Source organism: Burkholderia sp. Bp9016 (assembly GCF_003857765.1).
In the GTDB taxonomy this organism is placed as follows: Bacteria; Pseudomonadota; Gammaproteobacteria; order Burkholderiales; family Burkholderiaceae; genus Burkholderia.
On sequence record NZ_QTPY01000103.1, the window covers coordinates 1 to 286 of the forward strand.

1 protein-coding gene is annotated in these 286 nt (G+C 62.2%); it reads left to right on the plus strand.

Annotated features, from left to right (window positions below; all coding sequences use genetic code 11):
* A partial coding sequence (locus DIE13_RS32640; RefSeq protein ID WP_148094105.1) for an integrase core domain-containing protein occupies positions 1-286 on the plus strand: 286 nt, incomplete at both ends.

Consider the following 286-nt stretch of genomic DNA (forward strand, 5'->3'; position numbering starts at 1 on the left):
CGCGACTGATGCGGCTGTACGGCAAGCCCGCGTTCATTCGGTCTGACAACGGCGCCGAATTTACCGCTGCCAAGGTCATGCGCTGGCTGCGAGATGCTGCCATCGGTCCTGCCTTCATCGCACCGGGCAGTCCGTGGCAAAACGGGTTCGTCGAGAGCTTCAACGGCAAGCTGCGTGACGAATTGTTGAACCGGGAATGGTTCCGCAGCCGTGCCGAGGCCAAGGTACTCATCGAACGCTGGCGGCAGTTCTACAACGAGCGCCGGCCCCATAGCGCGCATCGCTA